This is a genomic window from Paracoccus sigandri (genome assembly GCF_003709565.1).
Taxonomy (GTDB): Bacteria; Pseudomonadota; Alphaproteobacteria; order Rhodobacterales; family Rhodobacteraceae; genus Paracoccus; species Paracoccus siganidrum.
Genome location: NZ_QNRC01000006.1, coordinates 205,812 through 228,222 on the forward strand (window position 1 = coordinate 205,812; position 22,411 = coordinate 228,222).

Consider the following 22,411-nt stretch of genomic DNA (forward strand, 5'->3'; position numbering starts at 1 on the left):
GGCAGGCATGGAGATTCACGCGGATCTGGCGCTGGTCGGGCATGACGGCAAGAAGGACGAGCTGATCGCCTGGGTCGGCGAGCGGATCGAGCTGCTGCGCCCCCTGTCGCTGGTCGCGACGGGCACCACCGGGGCGCGGATCCATGCGGCGACCGGGCTCAAGGTGACGCGGCTGCTCAGCGGCCCGCTTGGCGGCGACGCCCAGCTGGGCGCGATGATTTCCGAGGGGCGGCTGCGGAACCTGATCTTCTTCATCGACCCGCTTTCCGCGCTGCCCCATGACGTCGACGTGAAATCGCTGCTGCGGCTGGCGATCCTCTATGACGTGCGCCTTGCCGTGAACCGCAGAAGCGCCGATGCCGTGCTGGCGGCGATCGCCGCGGATGGCTGCTGACGCGCTTTCGTCTTTGGCCGCCAGGCGGAACATTCCGCCCGGCGATCCGCGGCCGGGGCGGTGCCGCCGCGATCAGGGCGCGGTATAGCCGCCGTCCACCAGGTGATAGCTGCCGGTGATGAAGCTGGCCTGGTCCGACAGCAGGAACAGCACCAGCGCCGAGACCTCCTCGGAGCGGCCCAGCCGTCCCGCGGGGTGCTTGCCGACCAGCCAGTCGATCGTTTCGGATGACATATGCGACAGCAGCGGCGTGTCGATGAAGGCCGGGCCCACCGAATTGATGCGGATGCCCTTGTCGCCATATTCCATCGCCGCCGTCTTGGTCAGCCCGATCACGGCATGTTTGGCCGCGACATAGGCGCCCGAGCCGGCAAAGCCGACCGAGGACAGGATCGAGCCCATGTTGACGATGGCGCCGCCGCCCGATTCCTGCATCGCCGGGATGCCGTAGCGCATCCCGTAGAAGACCGCGTGCAGGTTCACGTCGATGACCTTGTGCCAGCCGGCCAGCGAATATTCCCCGGTCGGGTTGCTCTCGCCGCCGATGCCGGCATTGTTGACCAGCAGATGCAGCCCGCCGTTCTGCCGGGCCAGATCGACCAGCCCCTCGACCACCTGCGGGTCCGACACGTCGCCGCCCGCCGCGATGGCCGTGCCCCCGGCGGCGTTGATGCGTTCCGCGATCTCTTCCGCCGCGGCCTGGTTCAGGTCGGCGACCACCACCCGCGCGCCGGCCTGACCAAGGTCCAGCGCGATGGCCGCGCCGATGCCCGATCCCGCGCCCGTCACCAAAGCGGTCTTGCCGTCGAAGCGAATCTCCATGTCCGGATCCTCCTGTCTCTGCTGCGTGATGGATGGGCCAGCCCGTCCGGGATCAGCCTAGCACCGCGCGCGGCGGAGAAAACCCGCCTTGCGCGGCCGGGTCGCGTCAGATGGTCGCATATTTCGGTCCTGCCCGCCGGGCGATGGCGTGCCGGCGCCTTCGGATTCTTCGCTTCCGACGCCTGCTGGCCTAAGAGGAGGGACTTTGGAAAGTCGTGCCGCCAGCCAGTAATTTCCCCGCCCATTGCCGGGGCAAGCCAGGACGGACGCCTCGCGGCGACGGCCAGCGCGACGGCGCTCTGCCTGCGACTGGCGACATGGCCGGCCCTGGCGCCGGCGCGGCAGGCCGCGGCCCAGGAAGCGGTGGTCGCGCTCGACATTCCCGCCCGGGACCCGAACTGGGCGCTGCTTTCCTTCGCGAACCGGGCCGGCATCCAGGTCTTCCATGACACCGCCAGCATCGGCGGGATGCGCAGCTAGGCGGTCAGCGGGAACCTGACGCCGGCGGCGGCGCCCGAGGGCAGTCTCATGCTGGACACGATCACGATTCAGGCGACGCGCGGCGTGACCGAAGGCAGCGGCTCCCATGCGACCGGCGCGGCCAGCATCGTTGCCACGACCGACGGTTCGGGCAATCCTCAGTTCCATTCGCGCGGCTTCATTATCGACAATTGCCAGGTCGACAATCAGCGCCACGCGGCAACGCGTCGATTACGGCTACATGCAGCTTGGCCTGGGCGGGCCGGTCGATCCGGCGATGGGAAGCTTCGGCAAGCCGGACGCCTTTTCCGAGGATGCCGGCAACCATTCCGACGCCGTGGACCCGAACGTCGCCGGGCGGTTCACCGCCGGGGGCCAGGAGGACAAGATGGTCGCCGGAACCGACTGGCGGCGCTGCGACGGCAAGCAGATCCGCAACCTCCCTGAGACGGCCTGCCCCGAGGGAGGTCTGACGATCGACGACTTCCACGGCCTGGAACAAAGGCGAGAAGGTCGAGGACTCGCGCCATGAGGGGGAAGGCACCTTCTATCCGCCCCTGCGCAAGGTCGTCAGTCAGGGCCTGGATCTCGAATACCTGCAACCGCAACAGGGACGAGACCGAAGACGACATCTACCACGCGTTGACCCCCAGGCATGCGCTCAAGCTGTGGACGGAATACGATCCGCCCGGCGCATACGCGAAATGGACCATCGGCGGCGGGATGACGGTGAAAGGCGATCACGGCAATACCGGCACCTGTTGGCAGCGGGGACCGGATGGCGGCCGCAGCCCGGTTTCGAGATCCGGCAGGGCGGCCATGCGATCTGGGACGCGCATGTGAACGATCGCATCGACGACCGCTGGAACCTGTCGCTGAATGTGAACAACCTCTTCGACAGGACCTGTTACGCCACCATCGGCGTGCCGAACGGCGGCAACTGGCATGGCGAGCCGCGCAATGTCGCGCTGACCCTGCGCGGCCAGTTCTGAACCGCGGATCGTCTCCGCCCCTAGGGTTTTCGGCCGGGAGTGCGGGCAGAATGTATCCGGCAGAGCCCGGCGCCGCCCGGTGATGGCATCGGGGCGCTCGGGCTTCTGGAAGCGTGGCTTCCTCGATCTTCATGCTTCCCTTGCAGGTCGGCGGGCGCCCCGGCGGACATGCCGGTGTTTCCAACCGCCGCCGGGCGGTATAAGCGGGACGGCAGACCGCCGGCGGATGAAACCGTGGGGGGCCTTTCGCAGTTGCCTTACCGACACCCAATCGAGACGAGCCCATGAGAAAAGCGCTTATCCTGGCCCTGTGCGGCCTGACCCTGTCCCTGGCGGCCTGCGGCCCGAACACGGCGACCCGCGCGACCACCGGGGCCGCGACGGGCGCCGTCCTTGCCGGGCCGGTCGGCGCGGTCGCCGGGGCGGCGGTGGGCGGCAGCGGCATGGTGCGGGTGAATCCCTGACCTGACCCGGCCGGGCAGCCTCAGCCGTCGGAACGGGCCAGATCGGCAGGTCTCCGGGCGCCGAGGAAGCCCATCGAGGTCTGAATCTCGGCCAGCAGGATCTCCAGCAGCGCCGCGGCGCCGCCCTCGTCGCCGGCGGCGAGGCCCCAGAGTGGCGCGCGGCCCAGCTGCACGGCCAGCGCGCCGAGGGCGATGTATTTCAGCACGTCCGAGCCGCGCCGGACGCCGCTGTCGGCGATCAGTTCCGGCAGGGCGCCGCGCTGGCCGGCGATTCGCGGCAGGGCCTCGGCGGTGGTCGGCAGGCAGTCGAAGTTCCGCCCGCCATGGGTCGAGACGACGATGCCGTCCACGCCCTCGGCCCTGGCGCGCAGCGCATCCTCGGCGGCCAGCACGCCCTTCAGGACGATCCGCCCCCTCCAGCCGTCGCGCAGCGCGCGCAGGTCCTGCCAGGTCAGGGCGGGGTCGAGGCGCAGGTCCTCGGCCGTGGTGGACGACATCAGGCCGCTGCGGAACTCGGGCGGGTAATGGCCATAGCTGGGCATCCCGTGCCGCAGACCCGGCCGCAGGATCACCTGCCACAGCCAGCGCGGATGGCACAGTATGTCCGCGATATTGCGCGGCGTGGGGCGGAAGGGCACGCCGAAGCCGTTGCGCTGGTTGTATTCGCGCTTGGGTGGCATCTGCGTGTCCACGGTCAGCACCAGCGTCTCGCAATCGCACTCCGCGACCCGGCGCAGCAGCTGGGCCGTCCGCGCGCGGTCCTTCCAGACATAGAGCTGGAACCACAGCTCGGCATCGGGGGCACCGCGGCGGATGTCCTCGATCGGCTCGACCGATTGCGTCGAGACGGTGAAGGGGATGCCGAAGCGGCTGGCGGCGCGCGCGAGCTTCGTCTCGCCCCTATCCGCCACCATGCCGGCCAGCGCGGTCGGCGCGATGACCAGCGGCGTCGGGCGCCGCCGGCCCAGGAAGGCGGTTTCCAGAGAGACCGGGCATTCCCCGTTCAGGATGCGCGGCTGAAGCCGGATCCCGTCCAGCGCGGCACGGATGCGGGCCAGCGAGAGCTCTTCCTCGGTGCCGCGGTCGATATAGTCGAACAGGCCCCTCGGCAGGCGCCGCCGCGCGGCCGCCCGGAAATCGTCCGTGTTCAGCAGCGCCATCCGCCCCTGCCCTCAGGCGGCCAGCAGCTTTTCGACCTCGGCCCGCAATCTGGCCGAACGCTCGGGCTGGCAGGGCTCCAGCGGCATCAGCACCTTCTGCGCGCCGATCCCGAACAGGTCCAGCACCGATTTCATCGGGCCGGGATTGGTCTCGCCGAAGGCCGCGTTCATCATCGGCAGCGCCTGCCGGTGCAGGGCCAGCGCGCCGGCCAGGTCGCCCGCCGCCAGCAGCTCGTGCATCCGGACCCAGAAGGCCGGCAGCATCGAGGCGGTGACGATGATCCCGCCCTTCGCCCCGGCGGCCATCTGCAGCGGGAACAGCGAATCCTCGCCGCCGAGGATGGTGAAATCGTCGCCGATCCCCGCCGCCACCTGCAGGAAGTGATACATGTCGGTGTTGCAGGCCTTCATGCCGATGATGTTGGGATGGCGCGACAGCTCGTGCGTGATCTCGGGCGCGATGGCGACGCGGGTGCGGTAGGGGATCTCATAGAGCAGGACCGGCACCGGCGAGGCATCGGCATAGCGCAGGAAATAGTCGCGCAGGCCCGCCTGCGTCGGATTGGTGTAATAGGGTGTCAGTATCAGCAGGCAGTTGGCCCCTGCCGCGGCATAGTCCCGGCCCGCCCTGATCGCGTCGTGAAAGCCCGTGTCCAGCACGCCCGCCATGACGATCTGGCCCGGCTTGCAGCTTTCGGCGCAGACCGTTACCGCCTCCATGCGCGTCGCATGGGGCAGGGATCCGTATTCGCCGGTGCCGCCGATCGGCAGCACGCCCGTGCAGCCGCCCGCCATGACGTGACCGACAAGCCGGGCCATGTCGTCGCGCGCAAGGCTGTCGTCGCCGTTCACCAGCGTCGGCAGGGCGGGGACGATCCCGCGAAGGTCTTTCGAAGTCAGCATTGGATCTTTCCGTTTCTGGTTATTTCTGGCGCCGGTTCAGCAGCCCGGCAAGGACGATCAGCACCGTCACGAACAGGAACAGGCAGGTCGATACCGCCGCCAGCAGCGGCGAGATCGACAGCGACACCTCGTCCCACAGCTGCTTGGGCAGGGTCGCGGACACGCCGCCCGAGGTGAACAGCGCGATGGTCAGCTCGTCGAAGCTGATGGTGAAGGCGAACAGGAAGGCCGAGATCATGCCCGCCCCGATGATCGGCAGCGTCACCAGCCGCAGCGTGACCCAGGGCGTCGCGCCGAGGCTCTGCGCGGCAAGGTCCAGCCGGCTGTCATAGTTGCGCAGGACAGACATGACCGTCAGCACCACATAGGGCACCGCGATCACCGTATGGCCGATGATCAGGCCCAGATTGGTGCCGACCAGCCCGATCCTGGCATAGAGGTAGAACAGCCCCACCGACAGGATCATGTTCGGCATCACCACCGGCATCAGCGTGAAGGCCAGAAGCGCCGTCTTGCCACGCATCCTGCCGCGCACCATCAGGAAGGCGACCGGGGTGCCGATCAGAAGCGCCAGCGTGGCCGTGCAGAGCCCGACGACCAGCGAGCGGGTCAGCGCGCTCATCCAGATCGGAGAGTTGAAGATCTGCTCGTACCAGCGCAGCGTGAAGCCCTGCGGCGGCCAGTTCAGCCCGCTATCGGCGAAGGACAGCGGGATCATCAGCAGCACCGGCAGCGTCATCACCGCCAGCAGCGCGACGACGAAAGCCGTCAGCGGGCGGGGCGCGCCCTCGCGCGCCTGGCGGCGGCGGGGAAACAGCCCGATGATCGCGTCCGAGCCATGCCCCAGCCCGGTCAGGATCGCATCGCCGACCTGCGAGAAGATGCCCTTGCCGCGGCGCCTGGCCGTGGCCCTGGCCTCGCCCGTCACGGTCGACAGCCCGACGGCGCGGTCGTAGATCACGAAGACCAGCAGCACGACCACCAGCAGCAGCACGGCCACCGCGGCGGCAAAGCCCCAGTTCATGGTCTGGATGATCTGCTCGATGATGATCTGGGTGATCATCGTCTCGCGCCGGCCGCCCAGCAGGGCGGGGAAGATGAAGAAGCCGATGGCGGTGACGAAGACCATCAGCGCGCCCGAGGTCACGCCGGGGAAGGACAGCGGGAAATAGACCTTCCAGAAGGCCATGCCGGGCTTGGCGCCAAGGGTCGAGGCCGCGCGGGTCAGGTTGCGGTCGATGTTCTCCATTACCGACAGCATGGTCAGCACGGCCAGCGGCAACAGCGCATGGACCATGCCGATGACCACGGCCGGGAAGTTGTACATCAGCGCGACCGGCGCGTCGGTGATCCCGAGCGTCTGCAGAAGCTGGTTCACCACCCCGTTGCGGCCCAGCAGGATGATCCAGGCGAAGGCCCGCACCAGGAAGGAGGTCCAGAAGGACAGCAGGATCCAGAACAGGATCCGGCCCTTGGTCGCCCTCGGCAGGATCGAGATCAGATAGGCGACCGGATAGCCGGCGATGACGGCGAAGATCGTCGTGACGACCGAGATCTTCAGCGTCAGCATCATCACCGTCAGATAGACCGGCGTGCCCAGCAGGCGCTGGTAGTTCTCCAGCGAGAAGCCGTCGCCCCTCTGGAAGGACAGCAGGAACAGCTGCGCGGAAGGGTAGACCAGGAAGGTCACCAGCAGCAGCACCATCGGCGCCGCCATCAGCAATTGCTTGCTGCGCCGGCTCATCGGCCTGCGGGTTGCGGCCGGGGGACGGGCCGTGGCGGGAATGGCGGCCATCACGCGGCCTCTTCGGCGGGGATGGCGACGGCGTCGCGCGGATCGAAGCTCAGCCGGTAGTCGCGGCCGGGTTCGGGGGCATGCGCGCTCATCGCGGTGGCGCGGGTGGCGATCAGGGGGTCGGACGCCAGTGCGGGCGCCTCGAGGAAGAACTTGGTGCTGGCGCCGGTCACGCTGGATGCGCGCAGCGTCGCGGTCGGCCCCTCGCCGGGGGTCTCCTCCAGCCGCAGGTTCTGGGGCCGCAGCATGACCCGGACCGCCGCCCCGGCGGCCAGCGGCGCGGGCAGGGTGACGCGGATCTCGCTGTCGTCGCCCAGCCGCACCACGCCCTCGCCGCCCGCGCCCGAGACCAGCCGGCCCGCCAGCAGGTTCGCCTCGCCCAGGAAATCGGCGACGAACAGCGATTGCGGGCGGAAATACAGGTCGGCCGGGCTGCCCAGCTGCGCGATCCTGCCGCCGTTCATCAGGCAGATGCGGTCCGACATGGTCATCGCCTCTTCCTGGTCATGGGTGACATAGACGATGGTGCCGCCGATCTCCTTGTGGATGCGCAGGATCTCGAACTGCATCTGGTCGCGCAGCTTCTTGTCCAGCGCGCCGAGCGGTTCGTCCATCAGGATGACCGAGGGGCGGTAGATGGTGCAGCGCGCCAGGGCGACGCGCTGCTGCTGCCCGCCCGACAGCTCCTTGGGATAGCGGTCCGCGATATGGGGCAGGCGCACCATGTCCAGCGCCTCCTGCACCAGCCGCCGGGCATCCGCGGCCGGGGTCCGGCGCATCTTCAGCGGGAAGGCGATGTTCTCGGCGACGGTCATATGCGGAAACAGCGCATAGTTCTGGAACATCATGCCGATGTCGCGCTGATAGGGCGCGGCATGGGTCACGTCGCGGCCGTTCATCAGGATGCGCCCGCTGTCGGCCTCGGCCAGCCCGGCGATCAGGCTCAGCAGCGTGGTCTTGCCCGAGCCGGACGGCCCCAGCAGCGTCAGGAACTCGGCCTTCTCGACCTTCAGGTCGGTCGGGGCAAGGGCCACGAAATCGCCATAGACCTTGCCCAGACCCTGCGTTTCCAAAGTGCTCATGTCGCGTTCCGCCCCCCTCGGCCTAGCCGATGAACCAGGTGTTGAACCGCTCGATCACCGGATCGGCCTGCTCCAGCCAATAGGCCGCGTCGATCTGCAGCCCGGTCGCGATGTTCTCGGGATAGGTCGGGCAGCTCCGCGCCACGTCCTCGGGGATCTGCTCGAAGGCGGCGGGCTGGACGATGCCGGCGGGGAAGAATTCGACCAGCTGCGCCATGCGGGCCGGGTCCGAGGCGAACTTGATCAGCTCGCGGCAGGCATCGGCATTGGGCGTGCCCGCCAGGATCGACCAGCCGTCGCAGCCCCAGATGTTCTGGTTCCAGACGATCTCGACCGGGGCGCCGGCCGCCTGCGCGGATTGCGCGCGCGACACCCAGGTCGAGATCAGGTCGACCTCGCCCGAGATCAGCAGCTGTTCGGCCTGCGCGCCGCTGGTCCACCAGATGTCCGTCGCCGGCTGCACCCGGTCCAGCACCGAGAAGGCGCGGTCGATGTCCAGCGGATAGACATCGCCCGGCGCGACGCCATCGGCCATCAGCGCCTGTTCCAGCGTGTCATAGGGATGGCGGCGCAGCGCGCGGCGGCCGGGGAACTGCTCGGGGTTCATCAGGTCGGCCCAGGAGGCCGGCGCCTCGCGCCCCCCGAAGGCGTCGCGGCGATAGGCCAGCACGGTGGTGTAGACATTGGTGCCGACCTGGTAGTCGTTGCGATATTGCTGCGGGATCGACTGGATCACGTCCTCGGCCTCCAGCCCGACGGGCTCCAGGTATTTGGTGTCGCCCGAGGTCAGCTGCAGCACGGCGGGGACCGAGATCTTGCCCATGTCCCAGGTATAGGTCCGGGTTTCCACCATCGAGCGGATCTGCGCCGTCGGCTCGGCCTGGGCCTGGGCGGGGACGATCTGAATGCCGGTGGCCTCGGTGAAGGGGCGGTAGAAGACCTCGGTATAGGCCTGGGTATAGATGCCGCCATCGTCGCGCACCACGATGCGCGAGGTCTGGGCGCGCGCGCCCGAGGGGCGCCAGATCGCCGGTGCGGCCAGTCCGGCCGCCGCGCCCAGCAGAAGGGTCCGGCGCTTGATGCCGGGCATGATGGGTCTGGTCATTTTCTCTCTCCTGTCGGTTGGTCTTTTTCGGGGGGTCGTCAGGCGGGGCCGATGACCCGGTCCGGGTTCATCAGCCCGCCGGGGTCGAGGCAGCGTTTCAGCGCCCGCATCAGCTCCAGCTCGGGCCCGGCCTTGTAGCGCTCGATCAGCCCGGTCATGGTCCGGCCGACGCCATGCTCGGCGCTGAAGGTGCCGCCAAGCGCGATGGCCAGGTCGTTGACGGCGTTGCGCACCCGCGCCTCGATGCCGGGGCGGTCGGGCAGGGCGGCCCAGAGGTCATGCGGGAACAGGGCGATGAAATGGATGTTGCCGTCGCCGACATGGCCCACCACGGTCACCTGGATGCCGGGATGGATCGCCATGACCGCCTCCGTGGCCCGTGCGATGAAGTCCGGCACGCAGCCGACCGGAACCGCCGTGTCCGAGGTGATGCTGACCCCCACCCGCGCATTCGCTTCCGTCACGCCGTGGCGGATCGCCCACATGGCTTCGGCCTGCGTCAGGTTCTGGGCAATGCTGCCGTCGAGGATCAGACCGGTCTCGAAGGCCCGTTCGAGGCCCTCCACCATCAGCGCGTCCAGATCGACCGAGGCGCTGTCGGCCAGCTCGACCATCAGGTGCCAGCCCTCGCGCCCTTCCACCGGCGCGGCGTGGGGGCCGTGGTCCAGCACATTGGCCAGCTGCTGGGCGTTCATCAGCTCGAAGGCGGTCAGGCTGTGCCCGGCGCGGTCGCGGAAAAGCTTCAGCAGCTCCAGCGCCTGCTCTGGCCCGGCGATCCGCAGCCAGCACATGGCGGTTGCCGGGGCGGCGGGATAGAGCTTCATCACCGCAGCCGTGACGATCCCCAGCGTGCCCTCGGCGCCGATGAAAAGCTGCTTCAGGTCATAGCCGGACGTGTCCTTGTGCAGCGCCCGCATCATGTCCAGCACCCGGCCATCGGGCAGCACGACCTCCAGCCCCAGCGTGTTCGCGCGCGTCGTGCCATAGCGCAGCACCGCCGTGCCGCCGGCATTGGTGGCGATGGTGCCGCCCAGCTGGCAGCTGCCTTCCGAGCCGAGGCTGACGGGATAGTGCAGGTCCTGCCCGGCCGCCGCGGCCTGAAGCTGGGCGATGGTGCAGCCCGCATGGGCGGCGATGGTCAGGCCGAAGGGGTCGATGGCACGGATCCTGTTCAGCCGCTCGGTCGAGACGATCACCGGCAGGCGGTCGTCGGGCGTGGCCCCGCCGCAGAGGCTGGTATTGCCGCCCTGCGGCAGGATCGGCCAGCCCTCGGCATGCAGCATCGACACCAGTGCCGCGACCTGCGCCGTGTCGCGCGGCTTGCAGACGCATAGCGCCGGGGCGTCGAACTTGCGCCTTGCGTCGATGCAATAGCCTTGGGTCTCGGCCGGGTCCGCCAGCACCGCGCCGGGGCCCAGCAGCTCGCGGATCCGGTCCAGCAGGCGCTGCGGGTCAGAGCCTTCGCGCGGTGCGGCAGCGGTCATTTCCTTTCCTCCGGGCGTTTGCGGGCGACATCTTCGCAATGTTCGGGACGCAGAATCATTCCTTCCGTTCTTCCTAGCCGAATTTTTCGAGTCATGATAGAAAAATTATCGTATAGGAAAATATTGGTACTTTAGTGAAGACATGGTATGGGTTGCAGGAAGGGCAGTGGCGGCGAAGGCGCGGGCCGGCTTTGCGGCGATCTTTCCGTGGCCCTCTTCGGGAGGCGGAGTTTGCAGGGCAGGGGAAATTTGCGCGACAGGACCGCCGCGCCATGGATAAGATGAGATGAATGCAGGGCTGGGAGAGACATGCCGATCGTGAACCAGGTTGGTGACATCGCAATGAGACAGCGCCGGACGGCGCGCCCCAGGAAAGAGCGGGTGCTGGATCTGGGCCCGCGGCTGAAGGCGTTCCGCAAGGAACAGCAGCTGACCCTGCAGGAGGTCGCCCGGCTGACCGGCGTGTCGACCTCGGCACTGTCCAAGATCGAACGCAACGATCTGTCGCCGACGCTGACCACGCTTCAGCGCATCGCCAGCGGGTTGCAGGTCGAGCTGTCGGCGCTGCTGGGCGAAGACCGGGGCGTCGCACCGGTCACCGGCCGCCGCAGCATCGCCCGCGCCGGGCAGGGTGACAACCTGAACAACGCCACCTGCAACAACAAGCTGCTGTGCACCGACCTGAAGAACAAGTGCTTCACCCCGATCCGCACCGTGGTCAAGGCCCGCTCGCCCGAGGATTACGAATCCTGGGGCGTCTCGGATGGCGAGATCTTCCTGACCGTCCTCAAGGGTGAGCTGGTCGTCCACAGCCGGCTCTACGAGCCGCTGCTGCTCCATCCCGGCGACAGCATGTATTACGACGCCTCGACCGAGCATTGCTGGACCTCCCAAGGCGATGTCGATGCCGAGCTGATCTGGGTTCTCGGCACGAAATCCTCCTGATCGCGGCGCGGCCGGGGTCTTTCCCGCCGCCGGTGCAAGCGCGTCGGCGGAAAAACTTAGCCGATCTGCAAAGTTTCTCTTGCCAAGGGCCGAAAACCAGGCATGGTTAGCTGCATGGCTAAGCATGAACCCGACCTTTCGCTGCTGTTCCATGCCCTGGCGGATCCGACCCGGCGGGCGATCCTGACGCGGCTGGCCGAGGGCCCGGCGCCGGTGACGCAGCTGGCCGCGCCCACCGGGCTGCGCCTGCCGACGGTGATGCGGCATCTTTCGGTGCTGGAACAGGCGGGGCTGATCGCCACGGCCAAGGATGGGCGGGTGCGGTCCTGCGCCATCGTGCCCCAGGCGCTGGCCCCGGTGCGGAGCTGGCTGGATGAGCAACGGATGCTGTGGGAAAGCCGGCTGGACCGGCTGGACGACTGCGTCATGAAGCTGATGGAGGAACGCAAATGACATCCGATCTGGATCCCGATACCGATTCGCGCCCGGCCCGCGGCCAGGACGAAGCCCCGCAGGAGGGTGGCGGGATCGGCCGCTTTGCCACGCTGCGTTTCCAGCGGCAGGTCGCCGCGCCCGTCGCGACCCTGTGGCAGGCCTGGACCGCGCCCGCCGCGCGGGCGATCTGGGCCGCGCCTGCGCCCTCGGTCACGGTCGAGTTCCTCAAGGCCGATCCCGGCGCACCCGAGGTCTCGCTGTGCAAGGTGGCGGGCCAGCCCGACATCCGCTGCGAATGCGGCTGGCTGGACCTGCAGGCGGCGCAGCGCAGCGTGAATTACGAGCTGGTCTCGTCCGGGGGCGTGGCGCGATCGGCGGCGCTGGTGACGGCGGATTTCGCGCCCAGGGGCGAGGGCAGCCAGTTGACGGTGACGGTGCAGCTGTCGTCCCTGGCCGAGGACATGGAGGCGGGCTATCGGCAGGGTTTCGATGCCGGGCTGGACAATCTGACCGGCGTGGCCGCGCGGACCATGGTGCTGGAGCGGGTCATCCGCGCTCCCCGGCGGGCGGTCTGGGAGGCCTGGACGAATCCGAAGACCCTGCCGCAATGGTGGGGGCCGGACGGGTTTTCCTGCCGCACCAGGCGGATCGAGCTGCGGACCGGCGGCGAATGGGTCTTCGACATGATCGGCCCGGACGGCACGGTCTTCCCCAACCATCACCGCTACCACGAGCTCCGCGAGGACCGGATCGCCTATACGCTGCTGTGGGGCGAGGACGGGCCGAAACACGCCGATGCCTGGGTGTCCTTCGAGGAAGCGGAGGGCACGACCAGAGTGACGCTGGGGATGGTCTTCACCACGGCGGCCGAGTTCCAGGAGGCCAAGGGCTTCGGCGCGGTGGAGCTGGGGCAGCAGACCCTGGGCAAGCTGGCCCGCTTCCTGGGCGCCGGGTGACGAGGCTGTCGGGCATGGCGATGATCACCGACGCAGAGGATTTCTTCACCAAGGGCTGCGGCCGCTGCGCCCGTTTTGCGACGCCGGATTGTTCCACGCGGCCATGGATCGCCGGGCTGAACGACCTGCGCCGCATCTGCCTGGACATGGGGCTGGAAGAGACGGTGAAATGGGCCCATCCCACCTATATGCACGCCGGCCGCAACATCGCGATCTTCGGGGCGCTGCGGGGCGATTTCCGGCTTGGCTTCATGAATCCGGGCCTGCTGCGGGACACCGAGGGCGTGCTGGAGCCGCAGGGGCCGAACAGCCAGACGCCCAGCATGATCCGCTTTACCGATGTCGCGCAGGTCCGCGCGCTGGAGCCGGTGATCCGGGCCTATCTGCGGCAGTTGATGGACCATGCCGAGGCCGGCACGAAGCCGCCGAAACCGGAGCGGCAGATCGACATGCCTGCCGAGCTGGCCGAGGCGCTGGATGCCGACCCGGAACTGGCCGAGGCCTTTCACGCCCTGACCCCTGGGCGGCAGCGAAGCTACATGTTCAACCTGGGCCAGGCCAGGCAATCCGCGACGCGGGTGGCGCGGATCGAGAAGTTCCGCGACCGGATCATCGCCGGCAAGGGTGCGCTGGAGCGATAGGGGGCCGGCCGCTGAGCGGCCCGGCTAGCCCGCCTGCCAGTCGCGGATCGCCTCGAGCGGCCAGAGCAGCATCAGCACGTTCAGCGCCAGCCCGTCGCGGATGATCCACAGCGTCAGCAGCTCGAACCCCAGCACCAGCGCGACCGAGGCCCAGACCGGCAGCACCCGCGCCAGCCAGAAGCCGGCGATCATCGCCAGGATGTCGGCCACCGAATTCACCACGCTGTCACCGTAATAGTCCAGCGAGATGGTGACGGCGCGATAGCGTTCGATGATCCGGTCGGAGTTCTCGACGATCTCCCAGGCGGCCTCGATCAGCGTGGCGATGACCAGCCGCCAGCCGAAGGGCACGCGGCGCGCGACCAGCCACAGCAGCGCGTAGAAGAGGATCCCGTGCAGCAGATGCGAGGGCGTGTACCAGTCCGCGATGTGCTGCGAGTTCTCCGAACTCATCGTCTGGCCGTGCCAGAGCTTGACATGGCCGCAGGTGCAGATCGGCTCGCGCCCCGCCGCCAGCAGCCAGAGCGCCGCGCCCAGGACGATCAGGGCCACGAGGATATGGGGGGTGAGATGCCGTCTCATCGGGTTTGGCCGCTCCGTCCTGCGCGGGCCGCCGTCGCCCGCCTGACGCGGCATAGAGGCCGGGCGTGCGTTCGGCCAGCCCCTTCTTCGCATCCTGCCGCGCCCGCCGGGTGCCCCGGCCTAGGTCGAATGGTCCTTCGTCCGGTCGGGCTGTGTCTTTTCCGCCGCCTGCTTCAACGCCCCCAGCATGTTCACCGCATAGGCGGCATAGGGGCCGATCCAGCGTTCGTGCAGCGCGTGGATGGGCAGCGCGTCCAGGTGGTTCCATCTTTCGCGCCCGCGCCGCTCGACCACGACCAGCCCGGCCGCCTCCAGCACCCGCAGATGCTGCATGACCGTGCAGCGGTCCAGTTGCGGCAGCGCCTCGCACAGCGCGCCGGTGGTCTTCGGGCCCGCCTTCAGCAGGTCCAGCAATTGCCGGCGCGCCCGGTGCCCCAGCGCCTTGAACAGCGCGTCGTCCTGATCCTCGATTGACATGTTATAGAAATATAACATAATGGGGCGCAGCACAAGGAGGAATGCAGCATGGAACTGAAATTCACCGTCGGCGGGCGGATCGCGAAGCCGGTCGAAGAGGTCTTCGAAACCGTCGTGAATCCCGACAGGCTGTCGAAGTTCTTCACCACCGGCGGCGCCAGGGGGCGGCTGGAGACCGGGGCCGAGGTGACCTGGGATTTCCACGATTTCCCCGGCGCCTTTCCGGTCCTGGTCCAGGAGGTCGTCCCGAACGAGCGCATCACCCTGCAATGGGAAACCGACAGCGAGCCGCGCATCTGGACCACCGTGACCATGACCTTCCAGGCGCTGGAGGACGGCCGCACGCTGGTGCGGATCAGCGAATATGGCTGGCCCGAGACCGAGGCGGGGCTGAAGGGCTGCCTGGCCAATAGCGAGGGCTGGACCGGCATGATCTGCGCCATGAAGGCATGGCTGGAACATGGCATCAACCTGCGCGAGGGCTTCTACAAATAGGTCCGAACGGCTGAGGCTTGGCGGCGGCCGGGTCCGCCGTCTCAGCCCAGCATGTGCAGCAGCCGCGACACCTGCGTGGGGCGCCATGCCGTGCCGCTGGCGGTGGTCAGCCCGGCGCGGTTCAGCGCCGAGGCGATGTCGCGAAGCGTCGCGCCGCCCTGGCGCATCGGCAGCACGATCCGCGCGACCTGGTCCGAGGCCGTGCCGCATGGGGCCAGCGGCTTGCGGTTGCGCTCGGCCCCGCGATTTTCCAGCCGGGCCAGGGCCTGGCGGGCGTGGAAGGACTGCTCTTGCGCCAACATGCGGGCATGGATCGACAATTCGGTCTTGGTCGCATGGGGCAGCGCCGCGACGCGCAGCCCGACCACCGGGTCCGCGAAGAAGGGCGCATAGCCGAACTGCGCGAAGGGCAACCGGTCCAGCCGCGCCACCAGCAGGACGGCGGACTGTTTGCGGCAGTCCGACAGGGCCGCCTGCAACCCGAGAAGCGGCTGGCCCTCGGGCACCAGCTGGTCGCGGAAGCGGGCGGTCACGGCGGGCGGCGCGGTCGCGTAATGGTCCAGGAAGAAATCGATGTCGCGCCGTTGGGCGGCCAGGCTTGCCTCTGGCCGGCCCTGGTCCTCGTATCCGACGCGCATATAGATCACATACCGGGTCATGGCGCAGGCTGCTTGTGCTGGTGGCGGCGGCGCCATCCGCGGCGCCGCGGGTGATGTCAGAACGCGACGCGGGTCGTCAGGAAGAAGCTGCGGCCCGGCTCGGGATAGCCCTCGACCAGTTGGTAATCGCGGTCGAAGAGGTTGCGGATGCCGAAGACCACGCTGGTCCGGTCGGTCGCCTGCCAGTCGAAATCCAGGTTGGCCAGGCCGAAGCCGCCCATCCTTGTATAGGCGATCTGCGTGGGGTCCTCGGGCTGGATCGCGCTTTCCGACAGCCGCGCGCCCGAGACCTCGACCGAGGGCGAGACGGTCAGCCGGTCCAGCGCCTGCCAGTCCAGCCGCAGGAAGGCAGTGTGGCGTGGCGTGTCGGTGGGACGGTAATCGGCGCGCACCGGATCGGTGATGCCGCGCTGCAGCCAGGTATAGTTCGCCACCAGCCCCAGCCGGTCGCCCAGCTGCCAGTCGGCCTCGATCTCGAAGCCCTTGTAGGTGCCGTCGCCGACATTCTGGCTCTGGGTCAGGTCCGGGCCGACCGGCACCGACTGGATCATGTCGTCGACCTTGCTGTAGAACAGCGCGGTCTGGACCCGCGCCGGGCCGATCTCGCCGCCATAGCCGATCTCGACATTCAGCGCGCGTTCGGATTTCAGATCGGGATTGGGAACCGCCGTGCCGAAGCGGGTGCTGTAGCGGTTCCAGAGCGTCGGAAAGCGGGTGCGCGAGGACAGGCTGGCGTGGAACTCGCCGCCCGCCTCGGGCTGCCAGATCGCCGCCAGCTGCCAGTTCACCGCATCCGACGACCCGGTCGGCAGGCCCGCGTCATCCACGGTGCGGTCGGCCTTCAGCACCGAGGCCTTATCATAGCTGATCCCGGCGATCACGCTGAACTCCGCGCGCGCCTGCCATGTATTCTCCAGCGCCAGCGACCAGGTTTCTTCCTCGCTGCGTTCCGGTGTGTCCGGCAGGCCGCCAAGGTCGGGCTGGTTGTGCTGGATGCTGTCATGGCGGTCGCGGCGGTAATGCAGCGCCCCGCGCAGCGTGTTGGCCGCGCCCAGTTCGGCCCCGCCCTCGAGGCTGAGACCCCAGGCGCGGTCCTTGTAGCGGCTGTCGAAGGCGCGGCGTTCGGTCTGGCTGCCATGGCTGGAATCGTCCCAGGCCGACAGCAGGTTGTCGAAGCGGTTGTAATAGGCGCGGGTCTTCAGATAGCCGCCGCCCAGTTCGGTGTGGGAATAGAAGGCCAGGCTGTCCAGGTCCCATTCCGGCCAGGTCCAGTCGCGCTGCCAGCTTTGTCCCGGCCCCGGCTCGTCGGTGATGCCCCGGATCGGCTGGTCGACATTGTAGGGCGCCTTCTTCGCCCCGGTCTGCCGCGTATAGCTGAACACATATTCATCCGTCGCATTCGGCGTCCAGCCCGCCTTCAGGTTCAGCCGGCTGTCATCGGTGTCGGAATGGTCGCGCAACCCCGCGCCCTGCTGCGGCCGGGGCGTATAGTCGCGCGACAGGTAGAAGCCGTCATTGTCCCGCTTCAGGTAACTGCCCTGCAGCCAGAAATCCTGCTGCCGGCTGCCAAGCGACAGAAAGCCGGTGCGGGCGGTGATGTCGCCGCGATTGCCGGCCTCCAGCCCGATCCGCGCCTCGCCCTCGAAGGGGGCCGAGGGCTGGCGCGTCACCAGGTTGATCGCCCCGCCCATGCCGCCCGGCCCGTTCAGGACCGAGACGTAGCCCTTCTGCACCTGGATCTCGGACAGGTCCGGGGTGAGGAAACGGCCATAGTCCAGCCGGTTGTCGGCGGGCAGATAGACGCGGATGCCGTCGATCGAGACCGGCACCTGGAAGCGGTCGAAGCCGCGCACATGGACCAGCCGCTCGTTCCGGCTGCCGCCGGTATTGCCGACGGCCACGCCCGGCACGCTGCGCAGCGCATCGTCCAGCGTCACGCGGTTCTGGCGCGCGATCTCTTCGCCGGTGACGGTCGAGGAGGTGCCGCCGCGGCCCTGCTCGCCCTCGGCGGTGACGATGATCGTGCCAAGGACGAAAGGCTGCGTCTCGGCCTGCGATTCCTGCCCTGTCGCGGTTATCGGCATCAGCCACAAGGCTGCCGCCGAAAGCAATCCGGCCCGTGTTTTCAGTAACATCTGTCCCTCCTGAACCATCTCCCCCTCTGTCCCGGAGAGAATCGTTATTTCCACACAAACATAACGTAATCGCGATGAATGCAAGCATGTGAAGGGCGTTGAAAGTCTTTTGTCCTGTCGCGAGGGGAAATCGCACGGCCGGAACCTTCACGGGACTTGCCAGCACGGGGCGATATGTCCCACTATTCCTAACGACAGGCGCCGAGGCGTCGCGGGCAAAGGCAGGGATGCAGATGGAAATCCGGTATGTCTGCTCCGAGGAGGAGCGAAGGACGGATGCGGTGCTGGCCGCGGTCGCCGAACGGGCGGCCCTGGCGGGCATGACGCTGGCGGGTACGGTGCAGCTGTCCGACCCCGACCAGCCGCAGGAAAAATGCAACATCATCCTCGGCTTGCTGCCGGATGGCGAGCGGCGCAACATCAGCTTTCCGCTGCAGCCGGGCGTCACCGGCTGCCGGCTGGACGCCGGCGCGCTGGAGGCGGCGGTGATGGTCGTCCATGACCGCCTGCCCGCCGCGCAGGCGCTGGTGGTGAACAAGTTCGGCAAGCAGGAGGCCGCCGGCCGCGGCCTGGTCGCGGCGATCGGCGAGGCCTGCGGGCGCGGGCTGCCGGTGCTGGTCGGCGTCTCGCCCGAATGGCGCGACGCCTTCCTGGCCTTCGCGGATGGCAAGGCCAGCCCGCTGCCCGCCGAGGCGGACCGGGTGCTGGACTGGCTGCGCACCGCCTGCGCGAACACGACCCGGAAAACCCCCAAGGAGGAGACCCAGCCATGAAACTCAGCGCAAGAAACGTCCTGCCCGGCACCGTGACCGAGATCGTCACCGGCGCCGTGACCAGCCATGTCCGCATCGACCTGGGCGGCAGCATGGTGACCGCCTCGATCACCAATGAGGCGGTGAAGGAACTGGGCCTGAAGGTCGGCAGCCGCGCCTCGGCGGTCATCAAGGCGTCCGACGTCATGGTCGGGGTCGATGACTGAAACCTGCGCGGACGCCCTGCGGCCGCATGAGCTGGCCGTGGAGCCGCCCGACCGGTTCGACGCGCAGCTGTGGTTCATCGGCCGCATCTATACGCCCTGGACGCGGCGCGGCGACTGCCCGCGTCGCGGCGATGCCCAGAACGGCCCGGAATGCCGGATCGTGCTGGACGAGAGATGGGCGGCCGGGCTGACCGGGATCGGCAAGCACGACCACCTGCAGATCCTCTACTGGATGGACCGGGCCCGGCGCGACCTGGTCCTGCAGAACCCCGCCTTCGGCGACAGCGCCACCGGAACCTTCGCCCTGCGCTCTCCGGTTCGGCCCAACCCGGTCGCCTCGTCCATCGTGCGGCTGCTGGCGGTAGAGGGGCCGGTGCTGGCGGTGCGCGGGCTCGACTGCCTGGACGGCACGCCGCTGATCGACATCAAGGCAGAGTTCGGAGCCGTCCCATGATCCTTCCGTCCCGCCGCGGATTTGCCGCCGCCCTGCTGGCCCTGGTCGCGGCGCTTCCCGCGCTGGCCTTCGAGGGTCGCACCGTCACCGACGCCACCGGGCGCGAGGTGCAGGTGCCCGACGATCCGGCCCGCGTCTTTGCCGCCGGGCCGCCCGCCGCCACGCTGCTTTACGCGCTGAAACCCCAGGCGATGATCGGCTGGGTCAGCGCGCCCAAGCCCGAGGCGCTGCCCTGGCTGCGCCCCGAGGCCGCCGGGCTGCCCGAGCTGGGCCGGCTGACCGGTCGCGGCGACACGCTGAACCTGGAGGTGCTGCTGTCGACCGGTCCCGACCTGATCGTCGATTACGGCACGGTCAGCGGCACCTATGTCGACCTGGCCGGCCGCATCCAGCAGCAGGCGGGCCTGCCTTACGTCCTGATCGACGGCAGCTTTGCCCATATGCCGCAGGGAATCCGCCAGATGGCCGAGGTCCTGGACGTGGCCGAGCGGGGCGAGGCGCTGGCCGCCTATGCCGAAAACACGCTGGCCAGGCTGGACGCGCTGCTGGCGGGCATTCCCGATGCCGACCGCCCCAGCGTCTATCTGGCCCGCGGCCCCGAGGGGCTGGAGACCCCGGCGCGCGGCTCGATCAATGCCGAGATCATCGAGCGGGTCGGCGGCCGCAATGTCGTCGAGGCCGGGACCGACGGGCTGGCCACCGTCTCGCCCGAGCAGGTCCAGGCCTGGGCGCCCGAGGTGATCATCACCATCGACCGCCAGTTTGCCGCCAATGTCGGGGCGATGCCCGAATGGCAGGGGATCCCGGCGGTGGAGAACGGCCGGGTCTATCTGGCGCCCTCGGCGCCCTTCGGCTTCATCGACGCGCCACCCTCGGTCAATCGGCTGGCGGGGCTGATCTGGCTGTCGCACAAGCTGTATCCACAGGCGGCGACCGGGGACCTGCGGGCCGATGTGGCCGAGTTCTACGAGCTGTTCTATGGCCTGCGCCCCGATGATGCAGCCCTGACGGCGTTGCTGGGGGACTGAGCGCGCGCTGACCGGCCTGCTGGCGCTGGGGCTGCTTGCGGTGCTGGTGGCGGGGGCGGCGATCGGCCCCTATGCGCTGCCTCTGGGCAAGATCCTGACGGTGCTGGCGGGCGATCGGTCCGATCCGCAGGCGGCGACGGTGCTGCTGAACATCCGCCTGCCGCGCGTGCTGGCCGCCGCGCTGGTCGGCGCGGCGCTGGCGGCGGCCGGGGCGGCCTATCAGACCACCTTCCGCAATCCGCTGGTCTCGCCCGATATTCTGGGGGTTTCGGCCGGGGCGGGCTTCGGGGCGGTGCTGGGCATCCTGATGGGCCTGCCGGTACTGGGGATCCAGGCCCTGGGTTTCGCCACCGGCCTTCTGACCGTGGCGCTGGTGCTGGGCCTGACGCTGGCCCTGCGCGGGACCGGGCAGGTGCTGGTCATGGTGCTGTGCGGGATCGCCATCGGGGCGCTGGCCGGGGCCGGGATCTCGCTGGTCAAGCTGCTGGCCGATCCCGAACAGCAGCTGCCCGCCATCACCTTCTGGCTGATGGGCAGCCTGGCCGGCGTCAAGCGCGCCGATCTGGTCGCCACCCTGCCGGCGCTGCTGATCGGCATCGCGCCGCTTTTGCTGCTGCGCTGGCGGATCGGCCTGCTGGCGATGGGCGACGACGAGGCGCGCGCGATGGGCATCGACGCCACCCGCCTGCGACTGCTGGTCATCGCCTGCGCCACGCTGATGACGGCGGCGGCGGTCTCGATGGCGGGGGTGATCGGCTGGGTCGGGCTGATGGTGCCGCATATGGCGCGGCTGGTCACAGGGCCGCGCTTCGACCGGCTGCTGCCCGCTGCCGCCCTGATCGGGGCGGGCTTCATGGTGCTGGTCGATACCGCCGCCCGGACGATCGCGCTGATGGAGGTGCCGCTTGGCATCCTGACGGCGGTGCTTGGCGCGCCGGTCTTCGTCTGGCTGCTGGCGCGCGGGGCAAGGCCATGGAGCGAATGACCCCGCTGGTCGAGGCGCGCGAGCTTGCCGTCGGCCATGGCGGCAGGGCGCTGATCCGCGGCATCGACCTGCGGCTGGAGCCGGGGCGGGTGCTATGCCTGCTGGGGCCGAACGGGGCGGGCAAGACGACGCTGTTCCGCACGCTGCTGGGACTGATCCCGCCGGTCGCCGGCCGGATCGAGCTGGCCGGGCAGCCGCTTCCTCGCCTGTCGCGCGCCCAGATCGCCCGCCATCTGGCCCATGTGCCGCAGGCGCTGACCACGCCCTTCGCCTTCACCGCGCTGGACATCGTGCTGATGGGGGCGGCGGCGGGTCTGGGGCCGTTCGCGCGTCCCGGCAGGCCCGAGGCGGATCGGGCGATGGCCGCGCTGGAGCGGCTGGGGATCGCCGATCTGGCCCGATCCGAGGTCACGCGGCTGTCCGGCGGTCAGCGCCAGCTGGTGCTGATCGCTCGCGCGCTGGCGCAGGAGGCGGCGGCGATCATCATGGACGAGCCGACCGCCAGTCTCGATTTCGCCAACCGGGTCCTTGTGGGCAAGGCCATCCGCCGGCTGGCGGACCTGGGCACCGGCGTGATCCTGTCCAGCCACGATCCCGACCAGGCCGCGGCCCTGGGCGATCACGCGCTGCTTGTGAACCGCGATGGCCCGATCGCCTCGGGGCCGGTGTCCCGGACGCTGACGGCGGACAACCTGTCACGGCTCTATGGCATCCCGGTCCGCCGCGAGACGGGCAGGGACGGCCGGCTGCATTTCTACTGATCGCAGCCCGCGGGCGGCGCGTTCCGCCCCTAAATGACGATTTTGCGGTGCAGCAACCGCCATCGCCCGGTCGGGGCGTTTTTCCCCTATCCGCCAAAGGTCGCAGGGTAAAAGCCGTTGCTGCGCCGCGGCTTCATCGGAACCGCCTATCGATTGGTGAAAAACTTCGATTTGCGGCCAGGGGCCATGGGTTGCAGG

At 68.8% G+C, this 22,411-nt stretch carries 26 protein-coding genes; 15 read left to right on the plus strand and 11 right to left on the minus strand.

Annotation, left to right across the window (positions count from 1 at the left end):
• Positions 1 to 7: 7 nt before the first annotated feature.
• On the plus strand, positions 8 to 394 hold the full coding sequence (locus C9E82_RS07730; protein WP_119896688.1) for a methylglyoxal synthase: 387 nt from the start codon (positions 8 to 10) through the stop codon (positions 392 to 394).
• A 72-nt stretch (positions 395 to 466) separates the two neighbouring features.
• On the opposite strand, the gene C9E82_RS07735 is transcribed toward C9E82_RS07730, so the two are convergent.
• On the minus strand, positions 467 to 1,216 hold the full coding sequence (locus C9E82_RS07735) for an SDR family NAD(P)-dependent oxidoreductase (protein ID WP_119896689.1): 750 nt from the start codon (positions 1,214 to 1,216) through the stop codon (positions 467 to 469).
• A gap of 721 nt (positions 1,217 to 1,937) precedes the next feature.
• Here C9E82_RS07735 and C9E82_RS24965 point away from each other — a divergent pair.
• The 3 genes from C9E82_RS24965 (at position 1,938) to C9E82_RS07745 (ending at position 3,152) form a co-directional block, all read left to right on the plus strand.
• On the plus strand, positions 1,938 to 2,228 hold the full coding sequence (locus tag C9E82_RS24965; protein ID WP_240643412.1) for a hypothetical protein: 291 nt from the start codon (positions 1,938 to 1,940) through the stop codon (positions 2,226 to 2,228).
• A 229-nt stretch (positions 2,229 to 2,457) separates the two neighbouring features.
• Complete coding sequence (locus tag C9E82_RS24970) at positions 2,458 to 2,688, plus strand: TonB-dependent receptor (protein ID WP_240643413.1); 231 nt, start codon at positions 2,458 to 2,460, stop codon at positions 2,686 to 2,688.
• A 284-nt stretch (positions 2,689 to 2,972) separates the two neighbouring features.
• Positions 2,973 to 3,152, plus strand: coding sequence for a hypothetical protein (locus C9E82_RS07745; protein WP_119896690.1), 180 nt, complete (start codon positions 2,973 to 2,975; stop codon positions 3,150 to 3,152).
• 20 nt (positions 3,153 to 3,172) lie between these two features.
• Here C9E82_RS07745 and C9E82_RS07750 read toward each other — a convergent pair whose 3' ends face one another.
• From C9E82_RS07750 to C9E82_RS07775, 6 genes are read right to left on the minus strand one after another with little or no spacing between them, the layout of a single operon-like run.
• Positions 3,173 to 4,312 (minus strand): alpha-hydroxy acid oxidase, encoded by a 1,140-nt coding sequence (locus tag C9E82_RS07750; protein ID WP_119896691.1) that lies wholly within the window; start codon positions 4,310 to 4,312, stop codon positions 3,173 to 3,175.
• A gap of 12 nt (positions 4,313 to 4,324) precedes the next feature.
• Positions 4,325 to 5,215, minus strand: a complete 891-nt coding sequence (locus tag C9E82_RS07755; RefSeq protein WP_119896692.1) for a dihydrodipicolinate synthase family protein — start codon at positions 5,213 to 5,215, stop codon at positions 4,325 to 4,327.
• A 19-nt stretch (positions 5,216 to 5,234) separates the two neighbouring features.
• On the minus strand, positions 5,235 to 7,010 hold the full coding sequence (locus C9E82_RS07760; RefSeq protein ID WP_205962121.1) for an ABC transporter permease subunit: 1,776 nt from the start codon (positions 7,008 to 7,010) through the stop codon (positions 5,235 to 5,237).
• A complete protein-coding gene (locus C9E82_RS07765; protein ID WP_119896694.1) occupies positions 7,010 to 8,092 on the minus strand; it encodes an ABC transporter ATP-binding protein in 1,083 nt (360 codons plus the stop codon). Before C9E82_RS07765 ends, C9E82_RS07760 begins: the two co-directional genes overlap by 1 nt.
• Before the next feature lie 22 nt (positions 8,093 to 8,114).
• Positions 8,115 to 9,197 carry an ABC transporter substrate-binding protein gene (locus tag C9E82_RS07770; RefSeq protein ID WP_119896695.1) on the minus strand — a complete coding sequence of 361 codons (1,083 nt, stop codon included), beginning with the start codon at positions 9,195 to 9,197 and terminating at the stop codon, positions 8,115 to 8,117.
• Positions 9,198 to 9,235: 38 nt separating this feature from the next.
• Positions 9,236 to 10,681: an FAD-binding oxidoreductase gene (locus C9E82_RS07775; RefSeq protein ID WP_119896696.1), complete on the minus strand. Its 1,446-nt coding sequence runs from the start codon at positions 10,679 to 10,681 to the stop codon at positions 9,236 to 9,238.
• A 342-nt stretch (positions 10,682 to 11,023) separates the two neighbouring features.
• Between C9E82_RS07775 and C9E82_RS07780 the strand changes: the two genes are divergently transcribed.
• The 4 genes from C9E82_RS07780 (at position 11,024) to C9E82_RS07795 (ending at position 13,658) form a co-directional block, all read left to right on the plus strand.
• Complete coding sequence (locus C9E82_RS07780) at positions 11,024 to 11,626, plus strand: helix-turn-helix domain-containing protein (RefSeq protein ID WP_244936003.1); 603 nt, start codon at positions 11,024 to 11,026, stop codon at positions 11,624 to 11,626.
• A 114-nt stretch (positions 11,627 to 11,740) separates the two neighbouring features.
• Entirely contained in the window at positions 11,741 to 12,079 is a 339-nt protein-coding gene (locus tag C9E82_RS07785; RefSeq protein ID WP_119896698.1) for an ArsR/SmtB family transcription factor, read from the plus strand.
• Positions 12,076 to 13,017 (plus strand): SRPBCC family protein, encoded by a 942-nt coding sequence (locus tag C9E82_RS07790; protein ID WP_119896699.1) that lies wholly within the window; start codon positions 12,076 to 12,078, stop codon positions 13,015 to 13,017. The genes C9E82_RS07785 and C9E82_RS07790 overlap by 4 nt, the downstream gene beginning before the upstream one ends.
• Positions 13,018 to 13,031: 14 nt before the next feature.
• Positions 13,032 to 13,658: a YdeI/OmpD-associated family protein gene (locus C9E82_RS07795; protein ID WP_119896700.1), complete on the plus strand. Its 627-nt coding sequence runs from the start codon at positions 13,032 to 13,034 to the stop codon at positions 13,656 to 13,658.
• 24 nt (positions 13,659 to 13,682) lie between these two features.
• Here C9E82_RS07795 and C9E82_RS07800 read toward each other — a convergent pair whose 3' ends face one another.
• Positions 13,683 to 14,240: a DUF2585 domain-containing protein gene (locus C9E82_RS07800; RefSeq protein ID WP_119896701.1), complete on the minus strand. Its 558-nt coding sequence runs from the start codon at positions 14,238 to 14,240 to the stop codon at positions 13,683 to 13,685.
• Between the two features lie 120 nt (positions 14,241 to 14,360).
• Entirely contained in the window at positions 14,361 to 14,717 is a 357-nt protein-coding gene (locus C9E82_RS07805; RefSeq protein WP_119896722.1) for an ArsR/SmtB family transcription factor, read from the minus strand.
• A gap of 48 nt (positions 14,718 to 14,765) precedes the next feature.
• On the opposite strand from C9E82_RS07805, the gene C9E82_RS07810 reads away from it, so the two are divergent.
• Positions 14,766 to 15,212, plus strand: a complete 447-nt coding sequence (locus C9E82_RS07810) for an SRPBCC family protein (RefSeq protein ID WP_119896702.1) — start codon at positions 14,766 to 14,768, stop codon at positions 15,210 to 15,212.
• A gap of 41 nt (positions 15,213 to 15,253) precedes the next feature.
• On the opposite strand, the gene C9E82_RS07815 is transcribed toward C9E82_RS07810, so the two are convergent.
• Both C9E82_RS07815 and C9E82_RS07820 read right to left on the minus strand, forming a co-directional pair.
• Complete coding sequence (locus C9E82_RS07815; protein WP_119896703.1) at positions 15,254 to 15,871, minus strand: serine integrase family protein; 618 nt, start codon at positions 15,869 to 15,871, stop codon at positions 15,254 to 15,256.
• A gap of 56 nt (positions 15,872 to 15,927) precedes the next feature.
• Positions 15,928 to 17,955, minus strand: coding sequence for a TonB-dependent receptor plug domain-containing protein (locus C9E82_RS07820; protein WP_244936004.1), 2,028 nt, complete (start codon positions 17,953 to 17,955; stop codon positions 15,928 to 15,930).
• 278 nt (positions 17,956 to 18,233) lie between these two features.
• Here C9E82_RS07820 and C9E82_RS07825 point away from each other — a divergent pair, with 278 nt between their 5' ends.
• The 6 genes from C9E82_RS07825 to C9E82_RS07850 are packed head-to-tail and all read left to right on the plus strand — an operon-like array spanning position 18,234 to position 22,213.
• Positions 18,234 to 18,779 (plus strand): DUF2478 domain-containing protein, encoded by a 546-nt coding sequence (locus tag C9E82_RS07825; RefSeq protein WP_119896705.1) that lies wholly within the window; start codon positions 18,234 to 18,236, stop codon positions 18,777 to 18,779.
• Positions 18,776 to 18,985 carry a TOBE domain-containing protein gene (locus C9E82_RS07830; protein WP_119896706.1) on the plus strand — a complete coding sequence of 70 codons (210 nt, stop codon included), beginning with the start codon at positions 18,776 to 18,778 and terminating at the stop codon, positions 18,983 to 18,985. Before C9E82_RS07825 ends, C9E82_RS07830 begins: the two co-directional genes overlap by 4 nt.
• Positions 18,978 to 19,439, plus strand: a complete 462-nt coding sequence (locus C9E82_RS07835; protein WP_119896707.1) for an SAM-dependent methyltransferase — start codon at positions 18,978 to 18,980, stop codon at positions 19,437 to 19,439. Before C9E82_RS07830 ends, C9E82_RS07835 begins: the two co-directional genes overlap by 8 nt.
• Entirely contained in the window at positions 19,436 to 20,467 is a 1,032-nt protein-coding gene (locus C9E82_RS07840; RefSeq protein WP_119896708.1) for an iron ABC transporter substrate-binding protein, read from the plus strand. The genes C9E82_RS07835 and C9E82_RS07840 overlap by 4 nt, the downstream gene beginning before the upstream one ends.
• Before the next feature lie 16 nt (positions 20,468 to 20,483).
• Positions 20,484 to 21,452, plus strand: coding sequence for a FecCD family ABC transporter permease (locus tag C9E82_RS07845; RefSeq protein WP_122449238.1), 969 nt, complete (start codon positions 20,484 to 20,486; stop codon positions 21,450 to 21,452).
• A complete protein-coding gene (locus tag C9E82_RS07850) occupies positions 21,440 to 22,213 on the plus strand; it encodes an ABC transporter ATP-binding protein (RefSeq protein WP_119896709.1) in 774 nt (257 codons plus the stop codon). The genes C9E82_RS07845 and C9E82_RS07850 overlap by 13 nt, the downstream gene beginning before the upstream one ends.
• The last annotated feature ends 198 nt before the right edge of the window (positions 22,214 to 22,411 follow it).

Coding starts and splice junctions, on each gene's coding strand:
- C9E82_RS07730 (WP_119896688.1), top strand. CDS start 8: ATGGAGATTCACGCGGATCTGGCGCTGGTCGGGCATGACGGCAAGAAG.
- C9E82_RS07735 (WP_119896689.1), bottom strand. CDS start 1,216: ATGGAGATTCGCTTCGACGGCAAGACCGCTTTGGTGACGGGCGCGGGA.
- C9E82_RS24965 (WP_240643412.1), top strand. CDS start 1,938: ATGCAGCTTGGCCTGGGCGGGCCGGTCGATCCGGCGATGGGAAGCTTC.
- C9E82_RS07745 (WP_119896690.1), top strand. CDS start 2,973: ATGAGAAAAGCGCTTATCCTGGCCCTGTGCGGCCTGACCCTGTCCCTG.
- C9E82_RS07750 (WP_119896691.1), bottom strand. CDS start 4,312: ATGGCGCTGCTGAACACGGACGATTTCCGGGCGGCCGCGCGGCGGCGC.
- C9E82_RS07755 (WP_119896692.1), bottom strand. CDS start 5,215: ATGCTGACTTCGAAAGACCTTCGCGGGATCGTCCCCGCCCTGCCGACG.
- C9E82_RS07760 (WP_205962121.1), bottom strand. CDS start 7,010: ATGGCCGCCATTCCCGCCACGGCCCGTCCCCCGGCCGCAACCCGCAGG.
- C9E82_RS07765 (WP_119896694.1), bottom strand. CDS start 8,092: ATGAGCACTTTGGAAACGCAGGGTCTGGGCAAGGTCTATGGCGATTTC.
- C9E82_RS07770 (WP_119896695.1), bottom strand. CDS start 9,197: ATGACCAGACCCATCATGCCCGGCATCAAGCGCCGGACCCTTCTGCTG.
- C9E82_RS07775 (WP_119896696.1), bottom strand. CDS start 10,681: ATGACCGCTGCCGCACCGCGCGAAGGCTCTGACCCGCAGCGCCTGCTG.
- C9E82_RS07780 (WP_244936003.1), top strand. CDS start 11,024: ATGAGACAGCGCCGGACGGCGCGCCCCAGGAAAGAGCGGGTGCTGGAT.
- C9E82_RS07785 (WP_119896698.1), top strand. CDS start 11,741: ATGGCTAAGCATGAACCCGACCTTTCGCTGCTGTTCCATGCCCTGGCG.
- C9E82_RS07790 (WP_119896699.1), top strand. CDS start 12,076: ATGACATCCGATCTGGATCCCGATACCGATTCGCGCCCGGCCCGCGGC.
- C9E82_RS07795 (WP_119896700.1), top strand. CDS start 13,032: ATGGCGATGATCACCGACGCAGAGGATTTCTTCACCAAGGGCTGCGGC.
- C9E82_RS07800 (WP_119896701.1), bottom strand. CDS start 14,240: ATGAGACGGCATCTCACCCCCCATATCCTCGTGGCCCTGATCGTCCTG.
- C9E82_RS07805 (WP_119896722.1), bottom strand. CDS start 14,717: ATGTCAATCGAGGATCAGGACGACGCGCTGTTCAAGGCGCTGGGGCAC.
- C9E82_RS07810 (WP_119896702.1), top strand. CDS start 14,766: ATGGAACTGAAATTCACCGTCGGCGGGCGGATCGCGAAGCCGGTCGAA.
- C9E82_RS07815 (WP_119896703.1), bottom strand. CDS start 15,871: ATGACCCGGTATGTGATCTATATGCGCGTCGGATACGAGGACCAGGGC.
- C9E82_RS07820 (WP_244936004.1), bottom strand. CDS start 17,955: ATGCCGATAACCGCGACAGGGCAGGAATCGCAGGCCGAGACGCAGCCT.
- C9E82_RS07825 (WP_119896705.1), top strand. CDS start 18,234: ATGCAGATGGAAATCCGGTATGTCTGCTCCGAGGAGGAGCGAAGGACG.
- C9E82_RS07830 (WP_119896706.1), top strand. CDS start 18,776: ATGAAACTCAGCGCAAGAAACGTCCTGCCCGGCACCGTGACCGAGATC.
- C9E82_RS07835 (WP_119896707.1), top strand. CDS start 18,978: ATGACTGAAACCTGCGCGGACGCCCTGCGGCCGCATGAGCTGGCCGTG.
- C9E82_RS07840 (WP_119896708.1), top strand. CDS start 19,436: ATGATCCTTCCGTCCCGCCGCGGATTTGCCGCCGCCCTGCTGGCCCTG.
- C9E82_RS07850 (WP_119896709.1), top strand. CDS start 21,440: ATGGAGCGAATGACCCCGCTGGTCGAGGCGCGCGAGCTTGCCGTCGGC.